26 protein-coding genes and 1 riboswitch are annotated in these 25,711 nt (G+C 65.4%); of the genes, 7 read left to right on the forward strand and 19 right to left on the reverse strand.

The window, feature by feature from the left end; all coding sequences use genetic code 11:
• The 6 genes from aceE to AC5RUQ_RS05645 form a co-directional block, all read left to right on the forward strand.
• A partial coding sequence (gene aceE, locus AC5RUQ_RS05620; protein WP_493946410.1) for a pyruvate dehydrogenase (acetyl-transferring), homodimeric type occupies nucleotides 1-2,369 on the forward strand: 2,369 nt, incomplete at its 5' end.
• Between the two features lie 606 nt (nucleotides 2,370-2,975).
• Nucleotides 2,976-3,788 carry a PucR family transcriptional regulator gene (locus tag AC5RUQ_RS05625; RefSeq protein ID WP_493947165.1) on the forward strand — a complete coding sequence of 271 codons (813 nt, stop codon included), beginning with the start codon at nucleotides 2,976-2,978 and terminating at the stop codon, nucleotides 3,786-3,788.
• 88 nt (nucleotides 3,789-3,876) lie between these two features.
• Nucleotides 3,877-4,806, forward strand: coding sequence for an ACP S-malonyltransferase (locus AC5RUQ_RS05630; protein ID WP_493946411.1), 930 nt, complete (start codon nucleotides 3,877-3,879; stop codon nucleotides 4,804-4,806).
• Nucleotides 4,803-5,864, forward strand: coding sequence for a beta-ketoacyl-ACP synthase III (locus tag AC5RUQ_RS05635; protein ID WP_493946412.1), 1,062 nt, complete (start codon nucleotides 4,803-4,805; stop codon nucleotides 5,862-5,864). Before AC5RUQ_RS05630 ends, AC5RUQ_RS05635 begins: the two co-directional genes overlap by 4 nt.
• Before the next feature lie 79 nt (nucleotides 5,865-5,943).
• Nucleotides 5,944-6,189 carry an acyl carrier protein gene (locus AC5RUQ_RS05640; protein WP_009359314.1) on the forward strand — a complete coding sequence of 82 codons (246 nt, stop codon included), beginning with the start codon at nucleotides 5,944-5,946 and terminating at the stop codon, nucleotides 6,187-6,189.
• 167 nt (nucleotides 6,190-6,356) lie between these two features.
• Nucleotides 6,357-7,592 (forward strand): beta-ketoacyl-[acyl-carrier-protein] synthase family protein, encoded by a 1,236-nt coding sequence (locus AC5RUQ_RS05645; RefSeq protein WP_493946413.1) that lies wholly within the window; start codon nucleotides 6,357-6,359, stop codon nucleotides 7,590-7,592.
• A gap of 136 nt (nucleotides 7,593-7,728) precedes the next feature.
• Here the strand turns inward: AC5RUQ_RS05645 and AC5RUQ_RS05650 are convergent, their stop codons facing one another.
• From AC5RUQ_RS05650 to AC5RUQ_RS05730, 17 genes are all read right to left on the reverse strand, one after another.
• Nucleotides 7,729-8,232 carry a DUF3145 domain-containing protein gene (locus tag AC5RUQ_RS05650; RefSeq protein ID WP_163162703.1) on the reverse strand — a complete coding sequence of 168 codons (504 nt, stop codon included), beginning with the start codon at nucleotides 8,230-8,232 and terminating at the stop codon, nucleotides 7,729-7,731.
• A 261-nt stretch (nucleotides 8,233-8,493) separates the two neighbouring features.
• Nucleotides 8,494-9,420 carry a tyrosine recombinase XerC gene (locus AC5RUQ_RS05655; RefSeq protein WP_493946414.1) on the reverse strand — a complete coding sequence of 309 codons (927 nt, stop codon included), beginning with the start codon at nucleotides 9,418-9,420 and terminating at the stop codon, nucleotides 8,494-8,496.
• A gap of 95 nt (nucleotides 9,421-9,515) precedes the next feature.
• The gene (gene dprA, locus AC5RUQ_RS05660) at nucleotides 9,516-10,715 is read right to left on the reverse strand and encodes a DNA-processing protein DprA (RefSeq protein ID WP_493946415.1); all 1,200 of its coding nucleotides are present in this window, start codon (nucleotides 10,713-10,715) and stop codon (nucleotides 9,516-9,518) included.
• Entirely contained in the window at nucleotides 10,712-12,256 is a 1,545-nt protein-coding gene (locus tag AC5RUQ_RS05665) for a YifB family Mg chelatase-like AAA ATPase (protein WP_493946416.1), read from the reverse strand. The genes dprA and AC5RUQ_RS05665 overlap by 4 nt, the downstream gene beginning before the upstream one ends.
• Nucleotides 12,257-12,613, reverse strand: a complete 357-nt coding sequence (locus tag AC5RUQ_RS05670) for a YraN family protein (RefSeq protein WP_493946417.1) — start codon at nucleotides 12,611-12,613, stop codon at nucleotides 12,257-12,259.
• Between the two features lie 143 nt (nucleotides 12,614-12,756).
• Nucleotides 12,757-13,083: a DUF2469 domain-containing protein gene (locus AC5RUQ_RS05675; protein WP_256248678.1), complete on the reverse strand. Its 327-nt coding sequence runs from the start codon at nucleotides 13,081-13,083 to the stop codon at nucleotides 12,757-12,759.
• Between the two features lie 52 nt (nucleotides 13,084-13,135).
• Complete coding sequence (rnhB, locus tag AC5RUQ_RS05680; RefSeq protein WP_493946418.1) at nucleotides 13,136-14,014, reverse strand: ribonuclease HII; 879 nt, start codon at nucleotides 14,012-14,014, stop codon at nucleotides 13,136-13,138.
• A gap of 2 nt (nucleotides 14,015-14,016) precedes the next feature.
• Complete coding sequence (gene lepB, locus AC5RUQ_RS05685) at nucleotides 14,017-14,826, reverse strand: signal peptidase I (RefSeq protein WP_493946419.1); 810 nt, start codon at nucleotides 14,824-14,826, stop codon at nucleotides 14,017-14,019.
• Nucleotides 14,827-15,504 (reverse strand): signal peptidase I, encoded by a 678-nt coding sequence (gene lepB / locus AC5RUQ_RS05690; RefSeq protein ID WP_493946420.1) that lies wholly within the window; start codon nucleotides 15,502-15,504, stop codon nucleotides 14,827-14,829. It lies immediately after the preceding gene.
• A gap of 84 nt (nucleotides 15,505-15,588) precedes the next feature.
• Nucleotides 15,589-15,948, reverse strand: a complete 360-nt coding sequence (gene rplS / locus AC5RUQ_RS05695; RefSeq protein WP_163162685.1) for a 50S ribosomal protein L19 — start codon at nucleotides 15,946-15,948, stop codon at nucleotides 15,589-15,591.
• Nucleotides 15,949-16,207: 259 nt separating this feature from the next.
• Complete coding sequence (gene trmD / locus AC5RUQ_RS05700) at nucleotides 16,208-17,020, reverse strand: tRNA (guanosine(37)-N1)-methyltransferase TrmD (protein ID WP_493946421.1); 813 nt, start codon at nucleotides 17,018-17,020, stop codon at nucleotides 16,208-16,210.
• Nucleotides 17,021-17,566, reverse strand: a complete 546-nt coding sequence (rimM, locus tag AC5RUQ_RS05705) for a ribosome maturation factor RimM (protein ID WP_493946422.1) — start codon at nucleotides 17,564-17,566, stop codon at nucleotides 17,021-17,023. It lies immediately after the preceding gene.
• A 104-nt stretch (nucleotides 17,567-17,670) separates the two neighbouring features.
• A complete protein-coding gene (locus AC5RUQ_RS05710) occupies nucleotides 17,671-17,913 on the reverse strand; it encodes an RNA-binding protein (protein ID WP_013601399.1) in 243 nt (80 codons plus the stop codon).
• Nucleotide 17,914: 1 nt separating this feature from the next.
• Nucleotides 17,915-18,331: a 30S ribosomal protein S16 gene (gene rpsP / locus AC5RUQ_RS05715; RefSeq protein ID WP_163162679.1), complete on the reverse strand. Its 417-nt coding sequence runs from the start codon at nucleotides 18,329-18,331 to the stop codon at nucleotides 17,915-17,917.
• A gap of 202 nt (nucleotides 18,332-18,533) precedes the next feature.
• Complete coding sequence (locus tag AC5RUQ_RS05720) at nucleotides 18,534-18,974, reverse strand: hypothetical protein (RefSeq protein WP_256248671.1); 441 nt, start codon at nucleotides 18,972-18,974, stop codon at nucleotides 18,534-18,536.
• A gap of 94 nt (nucleotides 18,975-19,068) precedes the next feature.
• A complete protein-coding gene (locus AC5RUQ_RS05725) occupies nucleotides 19,069-19,944 on the reverse strand; it encodes a VOC family protein (RefSeq protein WP_493946423.1) in 876 nt (291 codons plus the stop codon).
• Nucleotides 19,945-20,050: 106 nt separating this feature from the next.
• Nucleotides 20,051-21,133: an amidohydrolase family protein gene (locus AC5RUQ_RS05730; protein WP_493946424.1), complete on the reverse strand. Its 1,083-nt coding sequence runs from the start codon at nucleotides 21,131-21,133 to the stop codon at nucleotides 20,051-20,053.
• 76 nt (nucleotides 21,134-21,209) lie between these two features.
• A riboswitch (TPP riboswitch) is annotated at nucleotides 21,210-21,317 on the forward strand.
• Between AC5RUQ_RS05730 and thiC the strand changes: the two genes are divergently transcribed.
• Nucleotides 21,312-23,147 (forward strand): phosphomethylpyrimidine synthase ThiC, encoded by a 1,836-nt coding sequence (gene thiC, locus AC5RUQ_RS05735; protein ID WP_493946425.1) that lies wholly within the window; start codon nucleotides 21,312-21,314, stop codon nucleotides 23,145-23,147. (Overlaps the previous riboswitch by 6 nt.)
• A gap of 69 nt (nucleotides 23,148-23,216) precedes the next feature.
• Here thiC and AC5RUQ_RS05740 read toward each other — a convergent pair whose 3' ends face one another.
• On the reverse strand, nucleotides 23,217-23,951 hold the full coding sequence (locus AC5RUQ_RS05740; protein ID WP_493946426.1) for an alpha/beta hydrolase: 735 nt from the start codon (nucleotides 23,949-23,951) through the stop codon (nucleotides 23,217-23,219).
• 102 nt (nucleotides 23,952-24,053) lie between these two features.
• Complete coding sequence (ffh, locus tag AC5RUQ_RS05745; RefSeq protein WP_493946427.1) at nucleotides 24,054-25,637, reverse strand: signal recognition particle protein; 1,584 nt, start codon at nucleotides 25,635-25,637, stop codon at nucleotides 24,054-24,056.
• Nucleotides 25,638-25,711 lie beyond the last annotated feature (74 nt).

Here is a 25,711-nt window from a genome sequence, read left to right on the forward strand (position 1 = left end):
ACGAGGTGGGCTTCAACCACTTCTTCCGCGGCAAGGACCACCCCGGCGGCGGGGACCAGGTCTTCTTCCAGGGCCACGCCTCCCCCGGCATGTACGCCCGGGCGTTTATGGAAGGCCGGCTCTCCGAGGAGGACCTGGACGGGTTCCGGCAGGAAAAGTCCCGCGAGGGCCACGCCCTGTCCTCCTACCCGCACCCGCGCCTGATGCCGTCGTTCTGGGAATTCCCCACGGTCTCGATGGGCATCGGGCCGATGAACGCGATCTACCAGGCCCAGTCCAACCGCTACCTGCACAACCGGGGCCTGAAAGACACCTCCGACCAGCAGGTCTGGGCGTTCCTGGGCGACGGGGAAATGGACGAGCCGGAATCCCGCGGCCTGCTCCAGCTCGCCGCGAACGAGAACCTGGACAACCTGAACTTCGTGATCAACTGCAACCTCCAGCGCCTGGACGGCCCGGTCCGCGGCAACGGCAAGATCATGCAGGAACTCGAAGCGTTCTTCCGCGGCGCGGGCTGGAACGTGATCAAGGTCGTCTGGGGCCGGGAATGGGATGACCTGCTCACCCGCGACACCGACGGCTCGCTCGTGAAAATCATGAACGAAACCCCCGACGGGGACTACCAGACCTACAAGGCCGAATCCGGCGGGTTCGTCCGCGAACACTTCTTCGGCAAGGACCCGGCCACCAAGGACCTCGTCGCGGACCTGACCGATGACCAGATCTGGAACCTCAAACGCGGCGGCCACGACTACCGCAAGGTCTACGCCGCGTACAAGGCAGCCACCGAATTCAAGGGCAAACCCACCGTCATCCTCGCCAAAACCGTCAAGGGCTACGGACTCGGACCCCACTTCGAGGGCCGCAACGCGACCCACCAAATGAAGAAACTCACCCTGGACGACCTGAAGAAGTTCCGCGACCACCTGCGGATCCCCATCACGGACGAACAGCTCGAAAAAGACCCGTACCAGCCGCCGTACTACCACCCCGGCACGGACGCCCCGGAAATCCAGTACATGATGGAGCGCCGCGCTGCCCTGGGCGGTTCGGTCCCGGAACGCCGGTCCAAGCACGCCGAGATCACCTTGCCGGACGCGAAGTCCTACGAGGTGGCCAAGCGCGGTTCAGGCAAGCAGCAGGCCGCCACCACCATGGCCTTCGTGCGTTTGCTCAAGGACCTGATGCGGGACAAGGAGTTCGGCAAGCACATCGCCCCGATCATCCCGGATGAGGCGCGGACGTTCGGTATGGATGCGTTCTTCCCCACCGCGAAGATCTACAACCCCAAGGGCCAGAACTACCTGTCCGTGGACCGGGACCTGGTCCTGGCCTACAAGGAGTCCGCGCAGGGCCAGCTGATCCACCCCGGGATCAACGAAGCCGGCGCCGTGGCAGCGTTCACCGCCGCCGGAACCGCCTACGCCACCCACGGCGTACCCCTGGTCCCGGTCTACGTGTTCTACTCCATGTTCGGCTTCCAGCGCACCGGCGACGCCTTCTGGGCAGCAGCAGACCAAATGACCCGCGGCTTCATCATCGGCGCCACCGCAGGACGGACCACCCTCACCGGCGAAGGCCTCCAGCACGCCGACGGCCACTCCCCCCTGCTCGCCTCCACCAACCCCGCAGTGGTCACCTACGACCCCGCCTACGGCTACGAAATGGGCCACATCATCCGCGACGGCCTCGAACGCATGTACGGGGAGCACTCCGAAGGAGACAAAACAGACCGCAACCTCATGTACTACCTCACGGTCTACAACGAGCCGATCATCCAGCCGGCCGAGCCGGAGGAACTGGACGTCGAGGGTGTCATCAAGGGCATTTACCTGCTCGCCCCGGCAAAGATCGACGGTCCCCGGACCCAAATCCTCGCCTCCGGCGTGTCGGTGCCGTGGGCACTTGAGGCCCAGCAGCTCCTTGCCGATGACTGGGGCGTTTCCGCCGACGTCTGGTCCGTCACGTCCTGGAACGAACTGCGCCGCGACGGCCTCGCCGCCGAAGAGGAAGCCTTCCTCAACCCCGGCGAACCCGCCCGCGTCCCCTTCGTCACCCGGCAGCTCGAAGGAGCCACCGGCCCCGTCGTGGCAGTGTCGGACTACATGAAGGCAGTCCCGGACCAGATCCGCCAGTTCGTCCCCAACGAATTCGCCACCCTCGGCGCCGACGGCTTCGGCTTCTCCGACACCCGCGCCGCAGCCCGCCGCTTCTTCAAGATCGACATCCACTCCATCGTGGTCCGGTCACTGGAGATGCTGGCCCGCCGCGGCGAGGTTGACCAGCAGGCACCGGCCAAAGCAATCGACAAGTACCGGCTGCACAACGTCAACGCAGGCTCCACCGGCAACGCCGGAGGCGAGTCCTAGGACACGCAGGTAACCTCCGGCGATCCCGCGAAGTGCTGACGACGGCGGCTCCCACCGAAAGGCGGGGGCCGCCGTCGTCCGTTGTGCGGCGGGAGCCCTGTGTGACGCACAACTGACGGGATTGTAGCCTTTGCACAAATGGAGCTTGCCGGGCAGTGGCCGTATGCTCGAAGAATGCCAGCACCAGCCGCCCCGTCCGCGAAGCGCAAACCGTCCACGCCGAGGGTCACGCCGGAGAAGTCCGAAACTCTCAAAAAGCTGCGGGCAAACGTGGGCCAGCTGTCCACCACTACCATGCGGGAGCTGGAGAAATCCCTGCCCTGGTACAGCCGGCTCAGCTCGGATGAACGCTCTGCCCTCGGCATGGTGGCCCAGAACGGCATCGCAGCGTTTGTGACCTGGTATGAACGCCCAAGTTCTCCGTCCTGGATCCTTACCGACGTATTCGGGACAGCCCCGACGGAACTCACCCGGTCCATCAGCCTGCAAAAAGCGCTGCAGCTGATCCGGATCGTGGTGGAGGTGGTGGAAGACCAGGTACCGGTCATCGCCCCGGAGGCTGACCAGCCGTCCCTTCGCGAGGCGGTCCTCCGCTACTCCCGCGAGGTGGCGTTCGCCGCAGCCGACGTTTATGCACGGGCCGCCGAATCCCGCGGCTCCTGGGACACCCGCCTGGAGGCGCTCATCGTCGATGCCATCCTTCGCGGCGAAAACACTGACGCTTTGCGCTCCAGGATCGCAGCCCTGGGCTGGAAGGCGCAGGAACGGTTTACCGTGATGGTGGGCAACTCCCCCTCCGAACCCAGCGCCAGCTACGTCAGCGAACTCCGGCGGATGGCAGGCCGCTACGCCGAGGACGCCCTCGTGGGCATCCAGGGCGATCGCCTGATCCTGATCCTGGGCGGCGTGTCGGACCGGGAAACCGCCTACGTGAAGCTCAGCGACATGTTCGCTCCGGGCCCCGTAGTGTACGGGGCGGAAGCAGGCTCGCTGCTCGAGGCAAGCAGTTCAGCGCAATCTGCCTTCGCCGGCCTGACGGCGGCCAGGGCCTGGCCGTCCGCCCCCCGGCCTGTTGCAGCCGACGACCTCCTGCCTGAGCGCGTGATCTCAGGCGATGACGCCGCCCGCCGCTCGCTGATCAAGAACATCTACCGCCCGCTAGTGGCGGCGTCCAACGGGCTGGTGGAAACCCTTGGGACGTACCTGGAACTCGGCCACTCGCTTGAGGCAACAGCCCGCGAACTCTTTGTCCACGCGAACACCGTCAGGTACCGGCTGAAGCGGGTCTGCGACGTCACGGGCTGGGATCCGCTCCTCCCCAGAGAGGCTTTTGTCCTCCAGGCCGCGCTTGTGGTGGGCCGTCTTTCCGCCCCGCCCAAAGCCGCCGTCGAGCGTCACCCGGCGCGGAACCAGCCCTGAGGCGTTGTAGACTTCCTACAACCTGACCCTGTGAGCTTGGTGCGGACAAACACCGCTGGATCACACAGTAATTTGGAAAGCTGGTTACGTGCTTGCAATAGTCTGCCCTGGACAGGGCTCACAAACCCCGGGTTTTCTGGCCCCTTGGCTTGAACTGCCCCCGGTGGCAGGCCAACTGGCCTCCCTGAGCGACATCGCAGGCATTGACCTGATCGCCCATGGGACCACCTCCGACGAAGAAACCATCAAGGACACTGCCGTGGCGCAGCCCTTGATTGTTGCAGCCGGGCTGGTAGCCGCGGCTTCCCTCTTCGACGTCGAGCTCAGCTCCCTGCCGGTAGTTCTCGCGGGCCATTCCGTGGGGGAAATCACCGCTTCCGCCCTTGCCGGCGTCCTGACGGAGCAGGAAGCCATGACCTTCGTTCGGGAGCGTGCCAACAGCATGGCCGCGGCCGCGTCCGTCACGCCTACCGGCATGAGTGCCGTCGTGGGCGGCGACCCGGCCGAGGTGCTGGCCGCCATCGAAGCAGCCGGCGCCACCCCTGCAAACGTCAACGGCGCGGGCCAGACCGTGGCTGCAGGAACCTTCGAACAGCTGAAGGCCCTCGCCGACAACCCGCCCGCGAAAGCGCGTGTCATCCCGCTGAAGGTGGCCGGCGCGTTCCACACCAGCCACATGTCACCTGCGGTCAGCGCCCTCAAGACGCTGGAGCCGGAGCTGAAGCCGCAGGCACCGAAGGTGCCCCTGCTGTCCAATTACGACGGCGGGGAAGTCACCGACGGCCCTGCCGCCGTCGACAGTCTGATCGCCCAGGTTTCCCGCCCGGTCCGCTGGGACCTGTGCATGGAAAACATGGTCCAGCGCGGTGTCACCGGAGTCATCGAACTTGCCCCTGCCGGGACCCTTGCCGGCCTCGCCAAGCGCGGCATGCCCGGCGTAAAGACCGTTGCGGTCAAGACCCCCGATGATCTTTCCGCCGCCCTGGCGTTGTTCGCAGAACTGGAGGGCAACGCATGAGCGTTCCCACGCTGAAACAGGCACCCCTCCAGGAACACACGCGGATCCTCGGGATCGGCGCCTACCGGCCCGACGTCATCGTCACCAACGAGGACGTCTGCCAGTGGATCGACTCCTCGGATGAATGGATCCGCCAGCGGACCGGAATCGTGACCCGCCACCGCGCCGCAGCTGACGTCAGCGTGATCGACATGGCCGAGGGCGCTGCCCGCGAAGCCATGGAAAAGGCCGGGATTGAAGCATCGGACCTCGGCGCTGTCATTGTCTCCACGGTCACGCACCCCTACGCGACGCCGTCAGCCGCCGCCAGCCTGGCTGACCGCATCGGCGCCACGCCCGCACCTGCCTTTGACATCTCCGCAGCCTGTGCCGGCTACTGCTACGGGATCGCCCAGGGCGACGCCCTCGTCCGTTCAGGCACCGCAAAGTACGTCCTGGTGGTTGGCGCGGAGAAGCTCTCCGACGTCATCGACAATCGGGAACGCACCATCTCCTTCCTGCTCGGGGACGGGGCCGGCGCCGTCGTCATCGGCCCGTCCGATACTCCCGGAATCGCACCCTCAGTCTGGGGATCCGACGGCAGCAAGTGGGATGCCATCGGGATGACCCGCTCCATGCTCGACGTCCGCGACCTCGGCATGGCTGCCCGGCAGTCAGACTCCACCGGCGACCTTGCCTTGCTCGAAGAAGCCCAGGAGCTCTACCCCACGCTGCGGCAGGACGGCCAGACAGTATTCCGGTGGGCTGTGTGGGAAATGGCGAAGGTGGCCCAGCAGGCCCTCGAAGCCGCCGGGGTACAGGCCGAAGACCTCGTGGCCTTTATCCCCCACCAGGCCAACATGCGCATCATCGACGAGATGGTCAAGAAGCTCAAGCTGCCCGAGACGGTTACAGTGGCACGGGACATCGCGGATGCAGGGAACACCTCTGCAGCGTCCATCCCGTTGGCCACCCACCGCCTGTTGTCGGAAAAGCCGGAGCTCAGCGGCGGGCTGGCCCTCCAGATCGGCTTCGGCGCCGGGCTGGTCTTCGGCGCCCAGGTAGTTGTCCTTCCCTAGAAACGCCCCCAACAGGCCGCAACCGCGTCCTGAACCATTTCCGGCAGTCCTGCCGGCAATTCAAGAAAAGGAGCCATCAATGGCTAGCAACGAAGAGATCCTGGCCGGACTGGCTGAAATCGTCAACGAAGAAACCGGACTGGCCCCCGAGGCTGTCGAGCTGGACAAGTCCTTCACCGAGGACCTGGACATCGACTCCATCTCCATGATGACCATCGTGGTCAACGCCGAAGAAAAGTTCGGCGTGCGCATCCCGGACGAAGAGGTTAAGAACCTCAAGACCGTCGGTGACGCCGTCAGCTTCATTGCCGGAGCACAGGCCTAGTCAACGCTTCGCCGTTTATCGGCATGGCGGGCTGCCGGTCCGGGACGACCGGACCGGCAGCCCGCCGCATTTTCCGGCACCTTTCCCCCGATGAAAGACGCCGACCATCAATACGCGGGACCCTCCGGAAAGCCGGAGCCGGATTCCCACCGACAGAGAGTGATCCCATGACACGCAAAGTAGTCATTACCGGTCTGGGTGCCACCACGCCCATTGGCGGCGATGTACCCACGATGTGGAACAACGCGCTCAAGGGGGTCTCCGGTGCCCGCACTTTGGAGGACGACTGGGTTGCCAAGTACGAGCTTCCCGTCCACTTCGCCGCCCGGTGCAGCACCCCCGCCACTGACGCGCTCAGCCGCGTCGAAGCCAAGCGGATGGACCCCTCCACACAGTTCGGCGTCATCGCCGCCCGTGAGGCCTGGGCCGACTCCGGCATCACCGAATTCGACAAGGACCGGCTGGCTGTTGCCTTCGCCACCGGCATCGGCGGAGTCTGGACCCTGCTGGATGCGTGGGACACGCTGAAGGAAAAGGGCCCGCGCCGTGTCCTCCCCATGACCGTTCCCATGCTGATGCCCAATGGCGTTGCCGCCGCCGTGAGCCTGGACCTCGGCGCCCGCGCCGGCGCCCACACCCCGGTTTCCGCCTGCGCCTCCGGCACCGAAGCCCTGCACCTGGGCCTGGACCTGATCCGCTCGGGCAAGGCAGACGTTGTGATGTGCGGTGGCGCCGAAGCAGCCATCCACCCCATGCCCTTGGCGGCGTTCGCCTCCATGCAGGCCCTGTCCCGCCGCAATGACGACCCGCAGGGTGCCTCCCGCCCGTACGACCTCGGCCGCGACGGCTTTGTGATGGGTGAAGGCGCCGGTGCGCTGGTCCTCGAAGCCGAGGAACACGCCCTGGCCCGCGGTGCAAGGATCTACGGTGAACTGGCCGGCACCTCCGTGACGGCGGACGCCTACCACATCACTGCCCCGGACCCGGAAGGCCTGGGCGCTACCCGTGCACTCAAGGCGGCCATGTTCGACGGCCGCATCCAGGCCGAGGACGTGGTCCACGTCAACGCCCACGCCACGTCCACCCCCGTCGGAGACAAGCCTGAGTACACCGCGCTCCGCGCTGCACTCGGCAACCACATCGACAACGTTGCGGTTTCCGCAACGAAGTCCCAGATGGGTCACCTCCTGGGCGCCTCCGGTGCCGTCGAGGCTGTGCTCACAGTGCTGGCCGTATATGACCGGAAGGCGCCGGTCACGATCAACCTCGAGAACCAGGATCCGGAGATCCCGCTCGACGTGGTCACCTCCGCCCGGGACCTGCCGGCCGGCAACATCGTGGCCCTGAGCAACTCCTTCGGCTTCGGCGGACACAACGCCGTGGTGGCTGTGCGCAGCGTTTAGTTATTGCCCGGGTTTTGCCACCCGCATGCAAGAGGAGGCCCCGCCGGCTGGCGGGGCCTCCTCTTTTGCTATGGAGAATGGTTCCTGTGTCGCCCCTCCCCTGCAGGACTAACGACGGCGGCTGTGGGCTAAGCGGTCAGCCCACCTGGTGCAGCCAGCGGACGGGAGCGCCCTCGGCAGCGTGCCGGAACGGTTCGAGCTCCTCGTCCCAGGCCTCGCCGAGCGCCAGGGACAACTCGTGGTAGACGGCGGCGGGGTCGCCTGCGCCCGACTCGTACGCGTAACGGATTCTGTCTTCAGAGACCATGATGTTGCCGTGGACATCGGTGACGGCGTGGAAGATGCCCAGTTCGGGCGTGTGCGACCAGCGTCCGCCGTCAACACCCTGGCTGGGTTCCTCGGTGACCTCATAGCGGAGGTGGGCCCAACCGCGCAGTGCGGATGCCAACTGGGCCCCCGTTCCCGGCGCACCCGTCCACGAAAGCTCCGCCCGGAACATTCCGGGCGCAGCAGGCTGAGGGGTCCACTCAAGATCCGTCCGCTTGTCCACGACGGAGCCTATGGCCCACTCAACGTGAGGGCACAAAGCAGTTGGGGCTGAGTGAACAAACAGCACACCGCGGGTCATTGCAACAGACATTCCATCCTCCATAGCTCTAGGTACGTCTTCCCCAACGACCTCTGCCTGGATGGAACTGCTGTGCCCTGTTCTGCGGTGCAACTCCTTGCCACATATGCAGTTGTTCAGATTTAGCAGCGTCCGGACTTGCTGGTCCGCAGGAAGCAAGGAGCTTCAAGCGGGACTTGAAAGTTGCCGGACGTGACTCTTATTGTGCCGTACGCCGCGTAATTACGCCAGTGCGATTAGTGATTGCGGTTCCCGCCCTGCGGTTACTCTTCGTTAGGCCCTGGGATGTGCCTGCTGGTAACTTTTCCGCAGGCGGTCCACGGAGACATGGGTGTAGATCTGGGTGGTTGCGAGGCTGCTGTGGCCAAGGATTTCCTGCACGGCACGGAGATCGGCGCCGCCGTCCAACAGATGTGTCGCTGCCGAGTGGCGAAGGGCGTGCGGGCCTGACGCCGAAGTGTCCCCCAGGGCCTCGAGGAGTCCGTTGACCACCTCCCGGACCTGCCGCTGGTCCACGCGGCCGCCCCGGGAGCCCAGGAAAAGGGCGGGACCGCTGTTCTCCCTGGCGAGCAGCGGCCGGCCGCGCCGCAGCCAGTCGTCCAATGCCAGCGCCGCCGGAACGCCGTAGGGGACCGTGCGTTCCTTGTTGCCTTTTCCGATGACGCGCAGCGTGCGTCGGTCGGGGTCCAGGTCGTCGATGTCAAGCCCCGCCAACTCGCCCACCCGGATTCCGGTGGCATAGAGCAGTTCGACGACGGCCCGGTTCCGGACAGGCAGCGGCTCGCCGCCGGCGGCGGCTTCTTCGAGGCCGGTCAGCAGCCGCGTCAGTTGTTGTGCCTGCAGGACCCCCGGCAGGTGGCGTTCCTTTTTGGGAGCCTTGAGCCGCAACGCCGGGTCCGAGGTGGTGCGCTCTTCCCTCAGGGCCCATGCAGTGAAGGCACGGACTGTGGCGGCCCGTCGGGCAAGGGTGGAGCGGGCCACACCGGCCTGACTTTGCGTTCCCAGCCAGCGCCGGAGGGTTCCCAGCTCAAGGTCCTCCAGCCGGGCGGCACCTTCGGAAGCGGCGTGGGCCAGGAAGCTGCGCAAATCCCCAGAGTATGCACGCAAAGTGTGCGCCGATACGGCCCGCTCCCCCGCCAGGTAGCCCGAGAAGGCAGCTAATGCCTGGTCCAGCTCCCGCGGCAAATCCTTGTTTTCCACCCTCCTACTGTCTCAGGTGACGCCACTGTTCAACGGACTGACACGGCACGGCACACCCGCCAGTGCGAGTCCTGCTTCCGGTTAAGCTCCCCCTATCAGGCCGTTGCCTTGCCCCGTTTCCAGCCGCCTCTTTCGGATACCGCCAGCCCAAGCAAGCCGAGCCGGCCCAGTCCCGCACGCACGGATTCCTGGCCCAGGCCCGCGACCGAGCACAGTTTCTCGACCGAGGTGGTAGAGCGCAGGGGCAGTGCATCCAGGAGGATCAGGTCTTCGAGGGTCAGCCCGTCCTGGACTTCGGCTCCCGCCTGGCGGGGCTGCGGCAGCCCGGCTCCGCTGGGCGCTGCGAGCTCTACAATCTCCGCGGCGTCGGTAACACAGACAGCACCGCCATCCCGGAGCAACCGGTGGCATCCCGCCGAATTGGCACTATGCACCGAACCGGGAACAGCCCCGACAGCACGGCCGAGCGTTTCGGCGTGATGGGCAGTGTTCAGCGCCCCGGACCGCCACCTGGCCTCCACCACCACCGTCACAGCGGACAGGGCCGCGATAAGGCGGTTCCGTTGAAGGAAGCGGTAACGGGTAGGCGCCGACCCGGGTGGAACCTCCGCGATCACCGCGCCCTGGTTGCAGACAGCGCGGAGGAGATCCTCATTGCCCGATGGGTAGAACCGGTCTACGCCACCGGCCATCACAGCAATGGTGGGTACGGCGCTGGTACCACCCGCCAGCGCGGCGCGGTGGGCGTGGGCGTCGATGCCGTAAGCACCGCCCGAGACGACGGTCAGGCCGCGCTGCGCCAACGAATATGCAATGTCTCCAGTCACCGAGGCACCATAGCTTGTGCTGTCCCGGGACCCGACCAGGGCGATGCATTTGTTTGCGCCGGGAAGCGGTTGTTCCTGTCCCCGCCACCACAGGCAGATCGGTTCCTGGATACCAAGGTCGGCCAGTTGCACAGGCCACAGCTCATCCGAGGGGATAATCAGCCTGCCGCCGAGCCTCGCCATCGTGGCCAGGTCCCGTTCGGGAGCGAGGTCTGGAATACGGGGCTGCCACCGTTTTAGGGATGCCGTCATCCCGGCCCAGCCGGTAGCGGAACCATTGTCCGCGAGCAGTGCGGTGATCTCCTGCTCCAGCGCAGGCCCGGCAGCGGCCTCGCCGGTGGCTATCCGAAAGGCGTCCACTGCGCCACACACCTGCACGAGGGCCAGGCCTGCAGCATCCTGGGGCTCCATGAGCCGGGCAAGGGCGGCGCGGGAGAGCCTTTCTTGGTCCACTGCGTTCGCATTCATGGCGCGACCGCCGCTGCCTGCCGCAGGCCCAATGCCTGCCCAATATCGTCCACGTGGGGTCTTTCCCGGTGCCCAAGGTCTGCCAATGTCCACGCCAGACGCAGGACGCGGTCGTAGCCACGGGCCGTGAGGACACCCCGCTCCAGGGAATGGTCGAGGATACGGGTGGCGACAGGAGGCAGCCGAAGCTCGCCACGCAGAACGCGGCCCGGTACCTGCGAGTTCGTTTCCAGGCCGAAGGGCGCCAACCGTTCAAGCTGCCGCCCGCGTGCATTCCGGACCCGGGCGGCGACGGAAGCGGTATCCTCCTCCGCACCCCCCTGACCAAACTCCGCCAGGGAAACCCTTTCCACCTGCAACTGGATATCCACGCGGTCCAGGAGCGGGCCGGACATTCGCGCCAGATAGCGTCTGCGCATCACGGGCGTGCAAGTACAGTCCAGCCCTTTGCCGGACGCCTTGCCGCAGGGGCACGGGTTGGCCGCAAGGACGAGCTGGAACCGGGCAGGATAGGCTGCGGTCCCGGCGGAGCGGTGGATCACCAGCTCACCGCTCTCCAACGGCTGGCGCAGGGCATCAAGCACCCGGCGCTCGTACTCCGGCGCCTCGTCAAGGAACAGCACGCCCCGGTGGGCACGGGAGGCGGCGCCGGGCCGGGGAAGGCCCGAGCCGCCGCCGATGATGGCTGCCGCCGTCGCGGAATGATGCGGACTTTCAAAGGGCGGCCGCCGCAGCAGTTGGACCGAAGACGAAGGCAGCCCGCAGAGCGAGTGGATGGCGGTGACTTCCATTGCCTCGTGGTCCGCGAGGTCTGGCAACAGCCCGGGAAGGCGCTCTGCGAGCATTGTTTTGCCTGCGCCCGGCGGACCGGTGAGGAGCAGGTGGTGGGCTCCGGCGGCGGCCACTTCGAGTGCCCGCCGGGCATCGCCCTGACCGGAGACATCCGCCATGTCCGGGTAAACCCCTGCGTCCTCCGGGCCATCGCAGGGGTGTTCAGGGTCCTCCGGTTCGAAGTCCAGCGCCAGTTCCTGCGGGTCCGCCCCCGAGTCCAAAGCGAGCCGCGCAAGGGTGCGGTATCCCCTGACGTTCGCGCCGGGCACCAGCGCAGCTTCCGCCAGATTCGCCTGCGCCACGACAATGTCCGGAAATCCGGCTTGTACAGACGCCATAACGGCCGGAAGAATGCCCCGGACCGGGCGCAGCCTGCCATCCAGCCCCAGTTCGGCGATGAAGACCGTATTGCCGGTGGGTTTGATGTCGTTTGCGGCGCGGAGGACGGCCATGGTGACTGCCAGGTCGAAGCCTGAACCGCGCTTGGGGAGTGAGGCAGGAATGAGGTTTGCCGTGATCTTCCGGCGGCTGAGTGGGATTCCGGAATTCTTCGCGGCAGACCGGATGCGTTCCTTGGCTTCATTCAAGGAGGCGTCCGGCAGTCCGAGGAGAACAAAGGCGGGCAGGGTCTGGCCGATGTCAGCCTCAACCTCCACGATGTAGCCGTTCAGGCCCACCAAAGCGATGGAGTAGGTTCTTCCGAGGGCCACTCATCCCACCCCCTTGAGGTGCTCCACCAGGGGTTCGCCGCCGCCGTCGTCCACGACGGCGATCACGTCCACCCGCCGCAGCGGCATCCGCAACTCGCGGTCCCGGCACCATGCGGAGCCGAGCCGGTGCAGGCGGGCGAGTTTCTCCGGGCCCACCGCTTCGAAGGGGTGACCGTAATCCAGGGAACGGCGGGTCTTTACTTCGGCAATAACCAAGGCGTCCCCGTCGAGGGCCACAATGTCGATTTCGCCTTCGGTGCAGCGCCAGTTGCGCTCGACAACGAGCATGCCCAAGGACTCAAGAAAGCCGACGGCGACGTCCTCACCGTGCCGGCCCAACAGGTCTTTTGATTTCATTTCTACCTCCGCAACCAGCCTGTGGCAGCATGATTGCGGAGGTAAGGGGGCTCATCGCGTATGTGAACCAATGGCCCCTGTGAAGGAGAAGTCGGTTGTGCAGGAAGAGTCCAGCGCGGGAGAATCCGGCGTCCTGCCGGGAGCTACTGGCCCAGGTCAACGTCCTTGGGCATGGCCAGTTCCTCGTTGCGCGGCAATTCTTCCACATTGACGTCCTTGAACGTCAGGACACGGACGCTCTTAACGAACCGCGCCGAACGGTACACATCCCAGACCCAGGCGTCCTGCAGCGTCAGGTCAAAGTAGACTTCGCCGTCTGCGCTGCGGGCCTGCAAGTCTACGTGGTTGGCCAGGTAGAAGCGCCGTTCGGTCTCGACAACGTAGCTGAACAGTCCGACGACGTCGCGGTATTCACGATAGAGCTGGAGCTCCATGTCGGTCTCATAGTTTTCAAGATCCTCAGCACTCATGAGTCCATCTTGCACCATGTCCGGCGCCGCTGGCGCCCGCGCCCGGCCGCAGTCAGTCTTCGATGCCGGCTTCGTCCTCGATGGTTTCGTCCCCGCCGGACAGCCCGCCCTCCAGCAGTTCCCCGCCGAGGAGACGCCAGCTGACACGGTGGTAGGGCGTAGGCCCTGCCGCGCGGAGAACATCCCGGTGCAGCACGGTGGCGTAGCCCTTGTTGACGTCCCATCCGAAGTCCGGGTACTCACCATGCAGCTGCCGCATCATCCGGTCCCGCTCCACCTTGGCGATGACGCTGGCGGCGGCAACGCTCAGGCACTGCATGTCTGCCTTGATCTTGGTGTGCACCGGGGCGTCGCAACCCGCTTCGAGCACGGGCTCGTCGAAAAGCGACAGCTGGCCTGCGGGCGAAAGCCAGTTGTGGCTGCCGTCAAGGAGCACGAGGTCGGGAGTGACTCCCGCGGCGAGAATCTCCTGCCAGGCCCGGGTTCCGGCAAGGCGCAGTGCAGCGATGATGCCGAGCGAATCAATCTCCTGCGCAGACGCGTGGCCCACCGCGGACGCAACACTCCACCTACGGACCAGCGGATCAAGCCGTTCCCGTTCCGCAGGGCTCAGCAGCTTACTGTCCTTCACGCCGGCAAGGGGCTTCTGGCGCTCCAGGTCCACAACTGCGATGCCGACGCTTACAGGACCGGCAAGTGCCCCGCGTCCCACCTCGTCGACGCCCGCCACCAGGCGCGCGCCCTGGGCCTTGAAGGTCCGTTCGTGCCTCAAGGTGGGCGTCTTCGCCGGGCGGGCGGGCACCTTCGTGGAACCGGCGCGTCCCTTTGAGGCTCCCGCCTTCGCCGGGCCGGCTTTTCCGGTGCCGGCCTTTGCCGGGCTGGACTTCCCAGTGCCGGCACTTGCCGGGCTGGCATGAACTGCGGATGACATGGTCAGGGAGCCGCCGGTACGCTCCGGAACACGTCCGGGTAGTTACCCAGGGTCGTGATGCGGCTCAGCGGCCAGGCGATGACCGCGGCTTTGCCTTCGAGGTCGGCGATGTCGATGAAACCGCCGTCGGAATCCATGTGCGCCCTGGAGTCAGCGGAATGGTTCCGGTTATCGCCCATCACCCACACCTTGCCTTCGGGGACAGTCACATCGAAGTTGCGTATCTGAGGGGTCTCAGCCGGGTTGACGTAGCTTTCGTTGATGGCCTTCCCGTTAATGGTCAGTTTACCGGCGTCGTCACAGCAGACCACGTGGTCCCCCGGCAGCCCGATGACCCTCTTGACCAGGTGCTGCTCGGAGTTGTCCGGCAGCAGGCCAACAAAGGTCAAGCCGTCCTGGACCCAACTGAATGGTCCTTCGGGTTTTTCCTCGGCAGGCGGCAGCCAACCCTTGGTGTCGCGGAAGACCACCACATCGCCGCGGCTCAGCGAGAAGGGTTCAGGCACCAGGAGATTAACAAAGATCCGGTCATCGATGTCCAGGGTGCTGACCATGGACTCGGAGGGAATGAAGAACGCGCGGAACAGGAAGGTCTTGATGAGGAAGGAAAGCACCACCGCGATCACCACCACCGTAGCGATCTCCTTCAGCCAGGAAAGCACCTGGCTCCCGCCGGAGCTCTCGCTGGCCTTTGCAGCGGCACGGCTGCCCGCGGGCGCGGGAGCAGGCACCGCCGGACCCGCGGCGTCGGCCCGGGAATCCGAAGCGCCGTCGGGACGCGGTTCGGGTGTCCGCGCGTGGTTCTCGGGCATTTACTGTCCGTTCTCTGTTGAGGGTCCTGCCGCTGGCGGCCGAGGTACTTCTGCAAATCTATCAAGCGGCCAGATGATGTGGACCGGCCTGCCGATAACACGGTCCACCGGCACCATTCCCCCGCCGGGCGCACCCAGCAGGCTCCGGGAATCGGCTGACAACGACCGGTGGTCACCCAGCAGCCATAACCGCCCCTCCGGGACCTCTGCACTGAACTTCTGCGTGCTGGGGGCATCACCGGGAAATATGTATGGCTCGTCCAGCGGCTGCCCGTTAACGGTGATCCTGCCGTCGGCACCGCAGCAGACCACAGTGTCCCCCGGTAAGCCGATGACCCGTTTTACATAGGTGGTGTCACTGCCGGTGAGGCCAAGCCATTGGGTTAGGGCGGACGCTGCGTCCGCCACGGGGCCCTTGCCGCTGTTCAGCGGCGCGAAGGTTCCCCGGCCGTCGAAGACCACGATGTCGCCCCGCCGGATGGATTCGGCCCGGAAATCTGTCCGGGACACCAGGATGCGGTCCCCGCCCTCAAGGACCGGCTCCATGGACTCGGACGGAATGAAGTAGACATCGAGCCACAGTGACCGGACCAACCCGCTGACTGCAATGGCGAGGACGAGGGCAAGGAACACAAAACGCCAGCCCGTTTTTCCGGGCTGGCGTTTCGTCTGGTCCATAAGTCCGTATCCTGGGCGCTGGTGCATGGCTCCGGCGCTGGCCGGATACGGCTGCGGCCCTGCCTTCGTAGGTCTGTAAAGGACTTACTTGGCGGTGCTGAAGTCGCGCTTTTCCTTGATCTTGGCAGCCTTACCGCGCAGTGCACGCATGTAGTAAAGCTTGGCGCGGCGCACGTCACCCTTGGTGACGAGCTCGATCTTTTCGATGATCGGGGAGTGCACCGGGAAGGTACGCTCCACGCCGACGCCGAAGGAAACCTTGCGGACCGTGAAGGTCTCGCGGATGCCGTCGCCCTGGCGGCCCAGGACGAAACCCTGGAAAACCTGGACACGGGTGTTCTTGCCTTCGATGATGTTCACGTGAACCTTGAGGGTGTCACCCGCGCGGAACTCGGGAACATCGGTGCGCAGCGAAGCTGCATCTACGGAATCGAGAATATGCATGATTTGCACTCCTGGTGAACGCCACAGGTCATTCACTTTGGGTCACGGCAGCCAAGCCCGGGCACTTGCAGCGCTACCGGAAATTTCTGCCGAAAGGTAAGTGTCCGTCCTCTTTCACTGATTGAAGAGGCCGGTTGTCTTGGCTGTTGGTTGCGCTCCCCCTGTGGCAGGTGCGGACCCAGCAGACACAAGGACTAATTTTGCCACAGTCGGGCACGTACAGCCAATTACCCACGATTACCACGGCGGAAACGGCGGGTCAGCGCGGCTGTTCCCCCGGCGCGTCCGGGCGGCGCAGCAGGCGGCCGTCGACGACGTCGTAGCCCAGGTCCTGCAGGGCGGTGCGTTCGGCACGGGGCAGCTTCCCGGCGTCGAACGTTTCGAGCAGGTCCGGGCGGCGCTCCGCCGTCCGGCGGAACTGTTCGCTGCGCCGCCACTGCGCAATTTTGCCGTGGTTGCCGCTGAGCAGCACGGCCGGCACTTCACGCTCCCGCCAGATGGAAGGCTTGGTGTAGACGGGGTACTCCAGCAGCCCGTCGGAATGGGACTCCTCCACCAGCGACTCGGGGTTCCCCACGACGCCAGGCAGGAGGCGGCCGATGGCCTCGACCATGGCCAGGACGGCGACTTCCCCGCCGTTCAGGACGTAGTCGCCCAGGCTCACGGGGCGGACGATGAAGTGCTCGCGGGCCCACTCGATGACCCGCTCATCGATGCCCTCGTAACGACCACAGGCGAACGCGAGGTGCTCCTGTTCCGCCAACTCGTAGGCGAGGGCCTGGGTGAAGCGCTCCCCCGCCGGCGATGGAACGATCAGGACCGGCTTGCCCGCATCTTCCGGACGGTCCGCTGCGATGGATGAGAGCGCCTGCGCCCACGGTTCAGCCTTCATCACCATTCCGGCGCCGCCGCCGTAAGGCGTGTCATCCACTGTGCGGTGCTTGTCGGCGGTGAAGGTGCGGAGGTCGTGGACGCGCAGGTCCAGGATCCCGTCCTGGCGGGCCTTGCCGATCAGCGACAGTTCCAGCGGCGCCAGGTACTCCGGGAAGATGCTGACGACGTCGATCCGCATTTAGGCTTTGCCTTCAGTTTCCGGGGCGGCGTCCTGGTCCGAGTTCAGCTCGAACAGGCCGTCCGGCGGGGTGAGGAGGATGAAGCCTTCCTCAACGTTGACCTCGGGCACGATCTGCTCGACGAAGGGAACGAGGATCTCTTGCCCGTCAGGGGTCTTGACCAGCAGCAGGTCCTGCACGGGCATCGTGTTGAGCGCGGCAACCTTCCCGACCACGCGGGAACCGATCCGGGCTTCCAGGCCAACCAGCTCGTGTTCGTACCAGCCTTCGTCGTCGTCCTCGTCCAGCTCTTCGGTTTCAATGAAGAGCTTGGCACCGCGGAGGGTTTCCGCTTCATTGCGGGTCTCGATCCCGTCAAAGCCCAGCAGGAGGATGTCCTTGTTCCAGCGGGCGCTGTTGACAGTCAGCGGGCCAGCAGATGCCGGCTCAACCACAAATTCGGTGCCCGGCACAAACCGGTCCTCAGGGGCGTCGGTCAGGACCTGGACGGTAACTTCCCCGCGGATACCGTGGGGTTTGCCGATTCGTGCCACCTGGAGCTGCATGTGTTCCTCTGTCTTGGATGTGGTTGGCGGTGTTCTGCTGAAAGCACTCCGGCCCCTCCACCGTTGGTGGAGGGGCCGGAGCAAAAACTGATGTTGCTGAGCGCTCAGCGGCGGCGGTCGGTGTCGACGACGTCGACCCTTACCGGTTCGCCGCCGGCCAGGGCTGCCACAACGGTGCGCAGTGCGCGTGCCGTGCGGCCCTGGCGGCCGATCACCCGTCCGAGATCGTCCTGGTGGACCCGTACCTCGAGGGTGTCCCCGCGGCGGTTGCTCTTCGAGCTGACCTTGACGTCATCCGGGGAATCGACGATTCCCCGGACCAGGTGTTCCAGCGCTTCTGCCAGCAATTTACTCAGCCTCGGTGGTCTCTGCTTCGGCCGGTGCCTCGGCTGCGTCAGACTTGGATGCCTTCTTGGTGATGGCTTCCGGGATGATCACGGAACCCTTTTCCGGGGCAACGAAGGCTTCCTTCTGGGTCTTGGTCCGCAGGGTGCCTTCCTGGCCCGGGAGGCCCTTGAACTTCTGCCAGTCACCGGTGATCTTCAGGATCGCGGCAACCTGCTCGGACGGCTGGGCGCCGACGGACAGCCAGTACTGGGCACGCTCGGAGTTGACCTCGATGTATGAGGGCTCTTCGGTGGGGTGGTACTTGCCGATCTCCTCGATGGCGCGGCCGTCACGCTTGGTGCGTGAGTCTGCAACGACGATGCGGTAGTACGGTGCGCGCATTTTGCCAAAGCGCTTAAGGCGAATCTTTACGGCCACTTTTGTGGTCACTCCTGTTTCAGAAAAGGGGTGAACCCGGCGTTCTGCACCCGTGGGGCGGGCCGTACTTGCGGGTTCGAAGGACAGGATCCGGACGCGGAGAGAGGGGCCACGCAGATCGAGTACCTGTTTATTGTGCCAGATCAGCGCCGGGATTTCGACTTGACACGGCGGCGACCGGAAGATGGCCGGGGCAGGCCGCTCAGGCGGACCAGACGTAGAGCCCCGTCCGTTCCGAATCGTCGACGCTGTTGGCCAGTTCAGCCAACTGCTGCACATAGGTCCGCGCGCGGTCGGCATCGAAGGGCATGTCGTCCTGGGCTGCCCACTGCCCGGCAACGTCATCCAGGATGTTGCCTTCGCCTTCGGTTTCGTACGAGAGCAGGTCGGCCAGGGCACGGACCATGGCCGGCGGGACGGCCAGCAGCGAATCGCTGGATACGTCCACCATGGTCAGTTCATAGTCGGCACCGCCGGCGTGCACGGCAGTTCCGGCGAGGTCACCGAGCTGTTCAACTTCGAAATCACTGATCCCCGCGATCCGGACAGCCTGGCCGGCCGGTGCACTGCCGCCTTCGTCCAGGACGCCGGCACGCTTAAGTGCGGCGTCGTGGGTGGCAACAAAGATCTCGGTGAAGCCCATGGGAAGTACCCTTCTTCCGTTGACGGTGGTGCCGGCCGGGAGCAATGCCTGCCACCCGGCCGTTCGGGTTCAGCCTAGTACGGGAACGCCCGGGTCAGCGGACAGCTACGCGGATCCGGTTGCGCCACGGATCCTCAAACCGCAGTTCGGCCCCGGTGTGGTGCGCCGGCAGGCCGGCGACCCTCAGTCGGTCTGCGAGCGCCCCGACGTCGTCTCCGGACGGCACCTCGATGAGCACCTCGCCGAGGCCGAGCGTGTCCTTGCGGGGACCGGCGCCGCGGCTGTTCCAGACATTCATGGCCATGTGGTGGTGGTAGCCGCCGGCGGAGACAAACAAGGCCTGCCCGTGCCAGCCTGCGGTCTTTTCAAACCCGAGGATTCCCACATAGAAGTCGCGGGCCGACTGGACGTCGCCGACCTGGAGGTGGACGTGGCCCACTCCTGCCACACTTCCGCGCTGGCGCTGAAGGGACTCTTCAGTGAGGTGCTGCTCGAGGTACCGCTGGGGCGGCAGGACCAGGCTGTCCATTACCACGTCGGCGCCGTTCCAGGACCAGTTGCTGCGGGGCCGGTCCCAATAGAGCTCGATGCCGTTGCCTTCAGGATCAGTGAAGTAGAAGGCCTCGCTGACGAGATGATCCGCGCTGCCCGTGAAGGAACGGGGTTCAAATTGGGCTGCGGTGGCAACGGTCGCGGCGAGGTCCGCCTGGTTCTCAAACAGCAGCGCGGTGTGGAAGAGGCCGGCTTCTCCCCTGTCCGGGAGGTTCAGACCCGGAGCGGGCGCGAGGTGCACGAGCGGTTTCTGCAGCCGGCCGAGGTAGAGCCCGCCGTCCTGCTCAGCGACAACCTCAAGACCGAGGGCACGCTGGTAATAGTCCGTCATCACCTTCATGTCGCCCACCTTGAGCATTACGGTGCCCATGGCGAGGTCGGCAGGAAGAAGATCCTGGCTGGCGGCTTCTGCAGTCATTGAAAACTCCCGGTGCTTGGGCCCTTCGGATTGGGGCCTATGACAGTTAAAATTACTTGAAGCTTCAATTTATTCCAAGTGACTTGAAAGTCAGGCCGCTCCGGGCTTATCGGATGACGCGCCCTCCCAGCACGACGTGTGCCAGTTCGCCTACCGTTGCTGGAGCCTGCCGCGGGTCCTCCCTGCACAGCACGACGTCGGCGCGGGCACCCTCCTTAAGTCCGTCGGCTCCCAGCCACCTCCGGGCGCCCCAACAGGCAGCGTCGAGGGCAGCGGCCATTGGCAGGCCTGCGTGGTGAAGGGCAAGGATTTCATCGGCGATCCTGCCGTGCCGGATGACGCTCCCGGCATCGGTGCCAGCATAGATCTGCACCCCTGCTTCATACGCCTCCAGCACCCGTTCCGCGCGGCGCTCCCACAGTGCCCGCATGTGTGCCGCGTACCGGGGGAACTTCGGTTCTGCCTGGGCTGCGATATCCGGAAACGTGGCGATGTTGATGAGAGTGGGCACGATGGGAACGCCCTGTTCGACGAACCTGGGGAGGTGCCGTGGCAGGAGCCCGGTGGCATGCTCGATGCAGTCGATCCCCGCGTCCAGCATCTGGTCCAGGGTCTCTTCGCCAAAGCAATGTGCGGTGATCCGGGCACCTTCGCCGTGCACCCCCTGCACAGCGTCCCTGACGGCGTCGGCCGGAAATGACGGCGCCAGGTCACCGGCGTCGCGGTCAATCCAGTCCCCGACGAGCTTGACCCAGCCGTCGCCGTCGCGGGCCTGTTTCCGGACAGCTTCCACCAGGCCGTCCGGTTCCACTTCCTCGGCGAGGCCCCGCAGATAGCGCCGGGTCCTGGCAACATGCCTGCCGGCGCGGACGAGTACGGGGGCGTTCCGGCTGCCCTGAAGGAACCGCGTGTCTGCAGGGGAACCTGCATCCCTCACCAGCAGTGTTCCAGCGTCCAGGTCGGTTCCGGCCTGTTCCTCCGCAACTGCTGCCTCCACCGCGCCCCCGGGTCCAAGCCCGATGTGGCAGTGGGCATCCACGAACCCCGGCAGGACCCAGCCATCCAGCACGCGGCCCGCGGGTTGTTGCGGGCGCGTAAAGGTCAACACCCCGTCAACGGACCACAGGCCCCGCCGCTCGCTGTCCGGCCCCGCAAGCACCGGGCCGCTGAATTCGATGATCTCCGGCATTGGACTCCTTTTCCCGCCAGTCAGGCTAGCACCGGCCATGTGACAAGCCCCTCCCGAAAGGCTGTGGTAGCTTTCTTCCTGACCACACGGGTGCCCCTGCAGGGGCTGAGATCGGGCTGATGCAGCCTGCGACCGTTGAACCTGTCCGGGTAATGCCGGCGAAGGAAGTGAGTAATCCTTGAGTACACCCATTGCACCGTTAAGCCCTGCCCAGATTCCGTCCGGCGCGGCAGCGGAAGGCGGCCAGGACCAGGCTCCTGTCACGCAGTCGCTGAAGTCCCATTCCCTGGCCTTTGTCCACGATGAAGCATCCGGGATACGCGTGCCCGTTACGGAGATAGCCCTGGCACCTTCACCCAACGGCGACTCCAATGGTCCGTTCCGGATCTACCGAACTGCCGGCCCGGGGAGCGACCCCGTCCGCGGCCTGAACCCTTTCCGCTCGGCATGGATCGAAGCGCGCGGCGACACGGAAATCTATGGCGGCCGTGGACGGAACCTCCTCGACGACGGCCGCTCGGCTGTACGCCGCGGTGCCGCCAGCGCGGAGTGGAAGGGCGCCCGTCCGGTGCCCCGCCGCGCCGTCGAAGGCCGGAAAGTGACACAAATGCACTACGCGCGGCAGGGCGATATCACCCCCGAAATGCGCTTCGTGGCGCTGCGGGAGAACTGCGATGTGGAACTGGTCCGCAGCGAAGTGGCAGCCGGCCGGGCGATCATTCCGAACAACATCAATCATCCCGAGTCGGAACCCATGATCATCGGCAAGGCCTTCCTGGTGAAGATCAACGCCAACATCGGCAACTCGGCGGTCACCAGTTCCATCGCCGAAGAAGTGGACAAGCTGCAATGGGCCACCCAGTGGGGCGCAGACACAGTGATGGACCTTTCCACCGGCGACGACATCCACACCACCAGGGAATGGATCATCCGCAACTCGCCCGTTCCGATCGGGACCGTCCCCATCTACCAGGCCCTGGAAAAGGTTAACGGCGAAGCAAACGCGCTGACCTGGGAGATCTTCCGCGACACGGTCATTGAACAGTGCGAACAGGGCGTGGACTACATGACCATCCACGCCGGCGTCCTGCTCCGGTACGTTCCCCTGACCGCCAACCGCGTGACCGGCATCGTGTCCCGCGGCGGGTCAATCATGGCCGGCTGGTGCCTTGCCCATCACCAGGAAAACTTCCTCTACACGCACTTCGAGGAGCTCTGCGAAATCTTCGCAAGGTACGACGTGGCGTTTTCATTGGGCGACGGCCTGCGGCCGGGGGCGACGGCCGATGCCAACGATGCCGCTCAGTTTGCCGAACTGGACACACTCGCCGAACTGACGCAGCGTGCTTGGAAGTACGACGTGCAGGTGATGGTGGAGGGCCCCGGCCACATTCCGTTCCACCTGGTCCGGGAAAACGTCGAACGCCAGCAGGAGCTGTGCAAGGGTGCGCCCTTCTACACGCTGGGCCCGCTTGTTACCGACGTGGCACCAGGGTACGACCACATCACCTCGGCCATTGGCGCCACGGAAATCGCCCGGTACGGCACCGCAATGCTGTGCTACGTCACCCCGAAGGAACACCTGGGCCTGCCCAACAAAGACGACGTCAAAACAGGGGTGATCACGTACAAGATCGCAGCGCACGCCGCAGACCTCGCCAAGGGCCACCCGGGGGCGCAGGAACGCGATGACGCACTGTCCAAGGCACGCTTCGAGTTCCGCTGGCGGGACCAATTTGCGCTATCCCTGGACCCGGTGACCGCCGAGGCATTCCATGACGAAACCCTCCCCGCGGAACCCGCCAAGACAGCGCACTTCTGCTCCATGTGCGGTCCCAAGTTCTGTTCCATGAGGATCAGCCAGGACATCCGGGACGAATACGGGTCAGCGGAGTCGCAGGCGGCGGTGGCGGACATGGCAGCGGGAATGCGGGGGAAAAGTGAGGAATTCCTTGCAGCGGGCGGCAAGGTTTACCTCCCGGAACTGGCCGCTCCAGCGAGCGGCCGCCCGTAGCTGCATCACCATTTCCGTCCGGCAGGCTATTGGGGGCTTGCCGGACGGGGAAACTGCCCCCGGCAGGATTCAGGAAGCCCTGGCAGGCTGGCTCCTGCTGACCTCGCTGATGAACGAGCGGATGATGCGGTCACCTTCCGGGGAGTCATGGGGCCGGTGCCCTCCCGCCGCCGTGCGGTGCAGGGCGCCGGTCTCACGCAGGTAGCGGGCAATCTCCTCGTAGAGCGGTTCCCACCCTCCCGTGAGGACCAGTGTGGGAACGCCGGGGACAATATGCAGCGGAGCCTCCCAGGAAGGGGCCTGCAGCCGGAGCCTCCTGGCGGATCGCTTCTCCTCCGCTGTAGCCGGCTGCTGCAGGTCCGTAGCATAGACCCGCCGGACGAACTCGCGCTGGAAATCGTCGTCGCTCATCTGGTGCCGGACATCGAACAAGGGTTGCATCAGCCCGATATGGGCCGAGGTGGCCGGCAGTTCCGCGGTAAGCGAGAGGCAGGCGGGCTCTACCAAGGTCAACGAAAAGACAAGGTCGGGACGCTCGACGGCGGCCATCATCGCTGCGATGGCTCCCTGGGAGTGCGCCACAACGTGTCCGCCCGCGGCGCCCCTGCCGTCGTCGGCAAGGGACCGCAACACAATGGCGGCGTCTTCGTCGAAGGAGGATTCAACGGGTTCAGCCACAGGATGGTACCCGTGGCGGCGCAGGAACAGTGCGTCATAGGACAGCGCCATACCGTGCTGGCGCGGCCAGGCCGCGGAGCCGAAGCTGCCGGCGCCGTGTACGAACACTACCCTCTGCTTGAACATGACCCAACCCTATTCGACGGCATGGACATCCCAAGTGAGTAGCGCCAAGTGTCGTTTTGACGGTTCAAAACGACACCTGGCGCTGCCTGGTTGCGGATGTGGTTACTGGCCGAGGAACTTGTCGAAACCCTTGGGCAGGTTCAGCTGCGAGGGATCAAAGTCGCCCTGCTGCTGGCCGAAGGCGGCCCCGGTGGGCAGTGCCTTGGCCGCATTCGCACGGCGCGCCTCGGCATCCTTGCGCTCCTGGGCTGCCTTGGCGGGGTTACCTGACTTGGCCTTTTTCTTGGGGGCGTTCTTGGCGTTCTTCCGCGCACCGCCGCCCGCACCGGGCATGCCGGGCATACCAGGCATTCCGGGCATACCGCCCTGGGCCATCTTCTTCATCATCTTCTGGGCCTGCGCGAAACGCTCCAGGAGGCCGTTGACTTCGGAGACGTGCACGCCGGAACCGCGGGCGATGCGGGCGCGGCGGGAGCCATTGATGATCTTGGGCGCCACGCGCTCATGCGGTGTCATGGACCGGACGATTGCTTCAACGCGGTCGATCTCGCGCTCGTCAAACTGCTCAAGCTGCTGGCGGATGTTCTGCGCGCCCGGCATCATCATGAGCATCTTCTTCATGGAGCCCATGTTGCGGATCTGCTGCATCTGCGCCAGGAAGTCATCCAGGGTGAAGTCTTCCTGGTCGGCGAACTTCTTCGCCATCCGGGCAGCTTCGTCCTTGTCCCAGGATTTCTCGGCCTGCTCGATGAGCGTGAGGACATCGCCCATGTCGAGGATGCGGGACGCCATCCGGTCCGGGTGGAAGAGCTCGAAGTCGTCAAGGCCTTCACCGGTGGAGGCGAACATCACGGGCTTGCCGGTGACGGACGCAACGGAAAGTGCGGCACCGCCGCGGGCGTCGCCGTCGAGCTTCGACAGGACGATGCCGGTGAAGTTGACGCCCTCATCGAAGGCATGCGCCGTGTTGACGGCGTCCTGGCCGATCATGGCGTCAAGGACGAACAGCACTTCGTTCGGCACAATGGCACGGCGGATCTGCCGTGCCTGCTCCATCATGTCGGCATCAACGCCGAGGCGGCCGGCGGTGTCCACGATGACAACGTCGTGGAGTTTTTGGCGGGCTTCCTCAACACCGGCGCGGGCAACCTCTACGGGGTCCCCGGCCGGGTGCTCAAGCTCGGTGTAGGTGGCACCGGGGTGCGGCGCGAACACCGGCACCTTGGCGCGCTGGCCAACCACCTGCAGCTGGGTAACGGCGTTGGGACGCTGCAGGTCGCAGGCCACCAACAGGGGGCTGTGGCCCTGGGCCTTCAGCCATTTGGACAGCTTGCCCGCGAGAGTGGTCTTGCCGGCACCCTGCAGGCCGGCAAGCATAATGATGGTGGGCCCGTTCTTTGCCAGGCGGATGCGGCGGGTCTCGCCGCCGAGGATCTCCACCAGCTCCTCATTAACGATCTTGACGATCTGCTGGCTTGGATTCAGGGCCCCGGAGACCTCGGCACCCAGGGCGCGTTCGCGCACCCTGCCGGTGAATTCACGGACAACGGGAACGGCAACGTCCGCGTCCAGGAGGGCGCGGCGGATCTCCCGGACTGTGGCGTCAACGTCCGCCTCCGTAAGGCGGCCTTTGCCGCGGAGATTCTTGAAGGTTGCTGTCAACCGGTCAGAGAGTGAATTGAACACGCGCCGTGCACTTCTTTCAGTGGATGATCGGGACTCGACTATCTAGGGTACCAAGTCGGGCCCGCAAGGTGGCA

This window comes from Arthrobacter sp. MDT2-3, assembly GCF_059090465.1.